The organism is Weissella sp. MSCH1 (assembly GCF_045799135.1).
Taxonomy (GTDB): domain Bacteria; phylum Bacillota; class Bacilli; order Lactobacillales; family Lactobacillaceae; genus Weissella.
The window spans coordinates 1-6919 of the sequence record NZ_JBJMBA010000015.1; the positions used below are offsets into that span (position 1 = coordinate 1).

Annotated in this window: 12 protein-coding genes, 1 tRNA gene and 1 pseudogene; all 14 read left to right on the top strand. The window is 38.6% G+C overall.

All coding sequences use genetic code 11. The features are described 5' to 3' along the window. Window positions 1-211: pseudogene (locus ACJ28U_RS00360) on the top strand (hypothetical protein); the annotation flags it as partial. Between the two features lie 2 nt (window positions 212-213). Then, complete coding sequence (locus ACJ28U_RS00365; protein ID WP_407618028.1) at window positions 214-582, top strand: hypothetical protein; 369 nt, start codon at window positions 214-216, stop codon at window positions 580-582. 63 nt (window positions 583-645) lie between these two features. Continuing rightward, a complete protein-coding gene (locus ACJ28U_RS00370; protein ID WP_167715831.1) occupies window positions 646-813 on the top strand; it encodes a hypothetical protein in 168 nt (55 codons plus the stop codon). After that, window positions 813-947: a hypothetical protein gene (locus ACJ28U_RS00375; protein ID WP_407618029.1), complete on the top strand. Its 135-nt coding sequence runs from the start codon at window positions 813-815 to the stop codon at window positions 945-947. The genes ACJ28U_RS00370 and ACJ28U_RS00375 overlap by 1 nt, the downstream gene beginning before the upstream one ends. A 131-nt stretch (window positions 948-1078) precedes the next feature. Continuing rightward, window positions 1079-1273, top strand: a complete 195-nt coding sequence (locus ACJ28U_RS00380; protein ID WP_407618030.1) for a hypothetical protein — start codon at window positions 1079-1081, stop codon at window positions 1271-1273. Further along, window positions 1266-1454, top strand: a complete 189-nt coding sequence (locus ACJ28U_RS00385; RefSeq protein WP_407618031.1) for a hypothetical protein — start codon at window positions 1266-1268, stop codon at window positions 1452-1454. The genes ACJ28U_RS00380 and ACJ28U_RS00385 overlap by 8 nt, the downstream gene beginning before the upstream one ends. Window positions 1455-1531: 77 nt before the next feature. Beyond that, window positions 1532-2017, top strand: coding sequence for an ArpU family phage packaging/lysis transcriptional regulator (locus ACJ28U_RS00390; RefSeq protein WP_407618032.1), 486 nt, complete (start codon window positions 1532-1534; stop codon window positions 2015-2017). A gap of 90 nt (window positions 2018-2107) precedes the next feature. Beyond that, a complete protein-coding gene (locus tag ACJ28U_RS00395; protein ID WP_407618033.1) occupies window positions 2108-3328 on the top strand; it encodes a hypothetical protein in 1221 nt (406 codons plus the stop codon). Continuing rightward, complete coding sequence (locus tag ACJ28U_RS00400) at window positions 3318-3602, top strand: hypothetical protein (RefSeq protein ID WP_407618034.1); 285 nt, start codon at window positions 3318-3320, stop codon at window positions 3600-3602. Before ACJ28U_RS00395 ends, ACJ28U_RS00400 begins: the two co-directional genes overlap by 11 nt. 6 nt (window positions 3603-3608) lie before the next feature. After that, window positions 3609-4073, top strand: a complete 465-nt coding sequence (locus tag ACJ28U_RS00405) for a hypothetical protein (protein ID WP_407618035.1) — start codon at window positions 3609-3611, stop codon at window positions 4071-4073. Window positions 4074-4441: 368 nt separating this feature from the next. After that, window positions 4442-4524 (top strand) — tRNA-Ser (locus ACJ28U_RS00410). Between the two features lie 575 nt (window positions 4525-5099). Then, window positions 5100-5651, top strand: a complete 552-nt coding sequence (locus ACJ28U_RS00415; protein ID WP_407618036.1) for a YfbU family protein — start codon at window positions 5100-5102, stop codon at window positions 5649-5651. 64 nt (window positions 5652-5715) lie between these two features. Beyond that, window positions 5716-6138, top strand: coding sequence for a terminase small subunit (locus ACJ28U_RS00420; protein WP_407618037.1), 423 nt, complete (start codon window positions 5716-5718; stop codon window positions 6136-6138). After that, window positions 6131-6919, top strand: a 789-nt coding sequence (locus tag ACJ28U_RS00425; protein WP_407618038.1) for a PBSX family phage terminase large subunit, incomplete at its 3' end; no start/stop codon positions are given. The genes ACJ28U_RS00420 and ACJ28U_RS00425, both read left to right, overlap by 8 nt.

Below are 6919 nucleotides of genomic sequence, written 5' to 3' on the forward strand. Positions count from 1 at the left end.
AGAGACACAGGCCGAAGCAAAAGAGACCGTGTCGTCAATGCTATTTGAATTAGCGGACGCTAGAAGAGGCAAGGCGACGATTATCACGTCAAACGATGATTTGACCGGATTGGCGTTGAAATACGACCAGGCGGTCTTGTCGCGGCTAATTACGAAGGATATTAAGCACATCATCACGACGAACAAGCTTGATGATGTCAGAAAGGTTTAATCATGAACGAAGAGAAGCAATATGTGAACCGTGGATACGCGGTCGTGGCGAATTTCATGGGTGAAACGCGTTACTGGAATGGCATGACCTATGATGAAGCGCAACAAGATTTCTTGGATAAGCAACACTACATGGGACAGATTGGGGTTAAGCCAGAAGACATCTGGATCGAGTACAACGGACAAAAGCTGCCACGAATGACGCGAGCGGAAGATTTGCCAGACGTGCCACATGAATTGGCAGAGGCAATCGCTAACGATTATCGCGATACACTAACCGGTTTCGTTAAATGGCTACGCTCAAAGCCGACTGACTGGTATTTGATTGGTCAACCTGAATTGTTGGCTAGTGCGTATATGAATGGCCACTAAGCTTGTACAGACAACAAAAAGCCAAGGGTGAAAAGACTGTAAGCCCGTATGGAGGAAATTAACATGGGTAAGAAAATGCCAACGTATGTCGTGTTCAACATGAGCATGGGAAACAATCACCACACACCAGTTGCAACAGGTGATGATCTAGATGAATTGCTGGTGCAATATCATGGCAAGGCGTATCAAGTCATGGCAGTTAAGCCTGTATTTGAACGGGAGGAATGGTAATGCGCATTACGGGCAATAAGATGAACGAGTACGCACAAGGTCGCTGGTACACGAATTGGTATGAGTTCCGTGAAGATGTTGGGTATCAGGTAGCGCAAGAGGCGTTGGAACAGATTGAGTTGGAGGAGGACTAGATGATTGATTTTGTGAAGCTGCTATTTGGAGGAGCGTTAATTGGGTTATTCTTCGCACTAGCCGTTTGGTGGGTGTTCTATATTTGGCAAATTCTATTGTTTCAAGCTTTGTAAGGGGAGGTGGAAGACTGATGGCACATTTAATTAGCGAGGCAATCTTATGGATTGTAATTGGTATTTATGCATACTGGACATATAAAGCTGATAAAGCGCGCCGTGAATACGAACACAAGGCACAGCGGGCAGTTGAAGCTGTAGAAGGATGGCGTGATGCATATCTGAAGGTATATCAAATGAACGACTCGAAAGAAGAGGATCATGCGTAAGTATTACTATTTCAGAGATAAGCAAGGCTACTTCAAACTCGCTTATACGCCAGAAGGCCAGCGTGTGATTGTGCGGACGTGGAACAAGCGGCAAGCATATCGAACGAGTAGCAAGTGGCTCATCAAGCACATGGTCAGTAAGTGGTTAGCAGGCTATTACTATTGGGTAGAACAAGGATAAACAAAAAGCGCCAGACCGAAGTCCAGCGTCAAATATTTCCTAGCAGATAATATTTTACCACGGGAGCAGTAACATTTATGACAGTAATTGCAATTAATTTATTAGATGAATATGATTTGTGGAGAACCGCCGAAAACGTGCGTCGTTTTTTTTCCAAGCAACGTGGTAGTGATGGTAAAATTCACGATTCCATGTTTAATAGGTTTAAAATGTTGGCTGTGACAGATAATCTGCTATCCAGTATAGATTATGACGGAATGCCAAAATCTAAAAATGATAAAAATAATCAAGAAGAGATGTTAACAAAGCATATTGAAGCACAATTAGTAGTTGAAACGGTAGAAGGGATTATTAAAAATTTACCGAGTTCTTTTGAACACGGATTTAGCCAAGAAATTATGAAGAGGTACTATCTGGAAAATGAGAAGGATCATGTCATTTATTCATCGTTAGGACTGCAAAGCACTAGATACTATGAATTAAAGCAATTAGCTGCAGTCAGGTTTGCGGAAATCATGGATGAAAAATTAATTATTGGCCATAAATTTGTAGTGAACATATAATATGTGTATATTTAGACTCATGATTACGTTTTTAGTGGTTATGGGTCTTTTTAGTCAATAATTAATGTATGTAGTGGATAGGAGTATCGCATGTTAGATTATAAGCTTTTTGCAGATGATAATTTAGTTCATTTGAAGCCGTTTACTCCTCGGAGAACAGATGGATTTGTTATATGGGATTTTGTGACTGTAAATGATAGGCAGAAAAATAGTCATGAAACTAAACTTTTTACTACTGCTTCTGTGATAGAAATTGGTAATTTTTTAAATACAGTTGATAAACGGTTAAATTTACCAAATAAAGTGATTTTAAAATTTGAAAATCTAGAAGTTCAGGATAAATTATCAATTACGCTACTAGAAATAATGGTATTTAACTTCATTAGAGACAAAGGGTTTGATATTCGCATTGAAGTTGACCCTAATACTATTAGGCCGAATATATCAGAACGATCTTTTGCAATATCTCCATTAAAAATTTTGAATGAGTTTAAGGATAATACGAGGGAATTTTTAGATGCTTTTAATCGCAGTATACGAAATGTAACCCATTTTAGAAGGATTTACCCCTATAATGCAAGCCCGTCTGTTCTATCTACTTGGGGAGATGAAATACATGCATTTCTTGACTTTAAAAGAAAGAATGCTATTCCTAAAAAAGTAATAGATCAACTGCAAGAGTTGCTAGTGGAATTGATCGGAAATGGAATTGAACATAGCAAATCAGATGTACTTATTGATATAGATATTACAGGTAGTACATTTAAGTTAGAAGATTATGATACATTATATTATGCAATAAGTATCAGTGTGGTGAATTTATCATATACACTGTATCATGAAGCTGTTAAAGAAAAAATAGCACTTATAGACGATGATTTACTTCTGTCGGGAAGAAATGCTAGTAGATATAAATATATTAAACAAGCTTTTCAAGCGCATGCTCAATATTTTTATGAACAAAAGTATACAGAACAAGACTTTTGGACTATGGCGGGGTTGCAAAAATCGATTTCAGGTCGTGAAAATAACTTTCAATCCGGTGGGAGAGGAAGCGTCCAATTGATAAAGGTTCTACAAAGTTTAGCGTCGAACAATACATCTTATCTGTTATCAGGGAAAAGGATTCTTAATTTTGAAAATGAATTACTTAGTTCTAACGAAGATGATTGGATTGGTTTTAACACAGAGAGCAATTTTTTAAATAAGCCGGATTTTAAAATATTTTCTGAACCCAATTTTAATCTACCTGGGACCGCGTATAATTTTCAATTTGTTTATAGTGATGAGGAGGCAACACATGGAAATTAAATTAGAATTTAATTCGGACACATTTGGATTGGCGGGATTTCCATATGGTGAAGAAATATTTAACGAGCAAATATTGCCAAAAATTAGTGATTTTGAAGAAAGTGATATGATTACCATCGTATTTCCTCCTCAAATCGAAAGAGTGGCATCATCTTTTGTACAGGGATTGTTTAATGGTTTCTTTGATACATTTAAAGTAGAGTGGGTGGAAAATAATATTGCAATTAAAGCTGCTACAGATGATCTAGCTAAAGATATTCAACAGAAGGTGTAATTGTACATGAATTATGTGTCTATTTTTTTGAAAAATTTAATTCATTTTTTTCAATCCGAACCGGCTGTATGTGTAAGTATCTTAGCTTTAATTGTTAGTTTGGGTAGTGCGATTATGGTGTACAGGAAAAATAGCAGAGAGCGGTTTTTATTTTTATTAAACTCTGATGTAAAAATTTTGTTACAGAAGGATGCCCCAAGCAATTTTAAGAGAATTAAAAGGAATGAAGAAGGCATTATATCAGGATTTGATAAATTATTAAGTGATTTAGAACGTATCCAGTCTCAAACATATGCGTATAATATTTTATATACAAGAAAATATGCTGATATAGATACAGCGTTAACAAGCTCTATTGATAAATTAACAGTTATAGGTAATGATGGCAAAAAGTACACTGAACAAGAATTCAATGACATTACTGATGAATTACGGTCTAACTTAGCTAAAATACTTAAATTTTTCTTTTAGTCTACATGCAAACAGTCGAGGGTTTCTAAAACATGAAATCCTCGACTGTTTTTTATAAAACGGATATTGATAGGATGTAAATCGAAGTTCATATGAATACAAGTTAGTTTATTCTGATAAAGTCGAAAAGTTAGGTACTGACGTGGCCTACTTTTCGATGCCAAGCGACTTGATCCTTACGGATGTTTCATGAGTTTACTCCTTTCTTGTAAATACACGTAGCGACAACGGTAACCAACCCGTTCGTCAAGCACTTGCTAAGTGCCAGCTGGTGGAATTCCAGTAGTCGCTGTTGAGAGATACCTAAGCTCTCGAATTAAAACTTCATAGCCCAGCGCCCCTCGTTAAAAACGTTTGCTGGGCAATTTGGATAAGATGCGAAATGGGAAGCGGAATGATTTGAAATCATTTGCCCGTCACAGGGTTGCAGGTTCGAAACCTGTTTTATCCGTATGGTCACAGGTTGGCCAGAAAGTCCATGGTAACTCGTGGAAAACATTTAGCAACGACGTGTTGGCCCATCGGACAATGTATAGGTCAGATGCATACTAGTTGGTCATAATCTGGCTTGCACCAACTACAATAGTGGCGGAATAGGTAGACGCAACGCAAAACGACCGGGTAGCTTACTGCGATTACATGGTGGTCCGGGCTAGTGAACGACATCACGAGTCACGCAACGGTCTTGATTTGTCAGGTGCAAATCCTGACCACATGCATCACATAGCACAAAATAAATTAAAGGATAATCTTCCTTGTATTTGTTTGAAACGACACCGCCAGTTGCTATGTCTGGCGTACATACTCAAAACTATTAAGGATAAACTTTGATAGTTATTACCGGGATCAGGACTTGTATGTGGTCGCTGGTCAGTACATATCAATAAACATTATAGGAATATACTTTCACTTTTTGTTTTCGTGCCGTGGCTCCAGATATGTGGGCGCACGGTTCTTGGTGTATTGTCAACGATTATTTAAAGTGGTATTCTCGCCTTATAAAATATTTAAGGGGGAAATATTTCTATGTCTTTGAATTTTTCTGATGAGCAAAAAATTATTTTGATGAACCAGTTTACTATTTTGAGGGAATTAGCTGAACTTCAAAATGATGATGATGCGGCTAATAAGTATCGTTCAGCAATAGAGGGTATTCGTTTCGGTTATGGTGAAGATGCTTTGCAAAATCTAAGTCTGTATTTTGATCCAGAAGTTTCTGACGATACAAAGCAATATGTTTACGATGTTCTTAACATGTATTCGTTTATTTATAGTCAATATCAACAGTTTACCGAAGAACAAAAGTCGGAAATTAGTTTAAACGACATTGAATTTATCGGTTTCGACGGCCACAGGTCATCATATTCATTTTATAAGTTCGTGACACGCGAACTGGAGCGATACCAAGATGTCGCTCAATTTGTTTTATCAAATTCATGGGAAGAAGATTCACATGGATTTGATAGTAATCTTGAGCCTATGGTTCGAACGTACAAGGGCTATGATTCGGTACAGTTTATCACCGCTGATTCGAATCAGAAGTTCCAAATGATCAAGGAAATTTTGGCAGCTAATTAATTTTTATGAAGTTCAATCGTATGATGATTGGGCTTTTTATTTTGCAGTGAAAGGAGAACGGCATATGAGCTTGAATGAGCGACAGGAACGGTTTGTTGATGAATGGGTCAGAAATGGCGGAAACGCGGCTAAGGCGGCACGTGAGGCTGGCTATAGCGAGAAATACGCAAATACTAACGCCAGAAAATTACTACAAAATACTACAATCACTGACGCCATTAAAGAGCGACAAGCCGAACTCCGAGAACAGCGACGTATGACAACTGACAATGTGATTGAATTCTTTGAAAAGGTTGTTCAGGGTGAGATAGGTGAGCAGGAAGTGACGCCATCTGGAAAAGTTATTGAGGTGCCGACAAAGGTTAATAATCGGATTAAGGCGGCCGAAAACTTGGGTAAGGTACTTGGTATCTTTCAGGCTGAAAGCGTCGTAGAAGTGAAACCAATCGTTGTGATGGGTGATTACACGGAGGATGAAAATGAGTAAGCATGAACAGTTGACGTTGGAGTTTCCAAAGCCGGCGCGAGTGTTCAACAAACAAGTCTTTGATTATCTGTATGATTACGATTCACGAGTTGATTTGTGGTATGGCGGTGCGTCGTCTGGTAAGTCCGCAGGTGTGGTACAAAAAGTTATTTTAAAAGCGTTGGGTGATTGGAAAATTCCCCGGCGCTTTTTAATTTTGCGAAAAGTTGGTGCGACTGTTAAGGACTCAATCTTCGAGGACTTTATTTCACGGCTGACCGAGTGGGGCCTGATGCCATACGCAAAGGTTCGAAACACTGATTATCGAATTAAGCTATCGAATGGAGCTGAGTTTATTTTCAAAGGGCTTGATAACCCAGAAAAGATTAAGTCAGTAAAGGGTATCAGCGACGTCATGATGGAAGAGGCCACTGAGTTCACGTTGGATGATTTCAATCAACTTGATTTGCGTTTGCGTGAACGTAAGCATCCCCAGAAACAAATATTTATTATGTTTAACCCAGTGTCTAAAGCCAATTGGGTGTATAAGCAATTCTTTGAGCGAACGGATCCGGACACGAAAATTCATTTGTCGACGTACAAGGACAATAAGTTTTTGGATGACGCCAATCGACGACGTATTGAACAACTGAGCGAAACCAACGGCGCATACTACAAGATTTACGCGCTGGGCGAGTTTGCGACACTGGATAAGCTGATATTCCCTAAGTATGAGAAACGACTTCTACGGGCCGGCAGTGACGAATTAAAGGGTGTTCCGTCATACTTCGGACTGGACTTT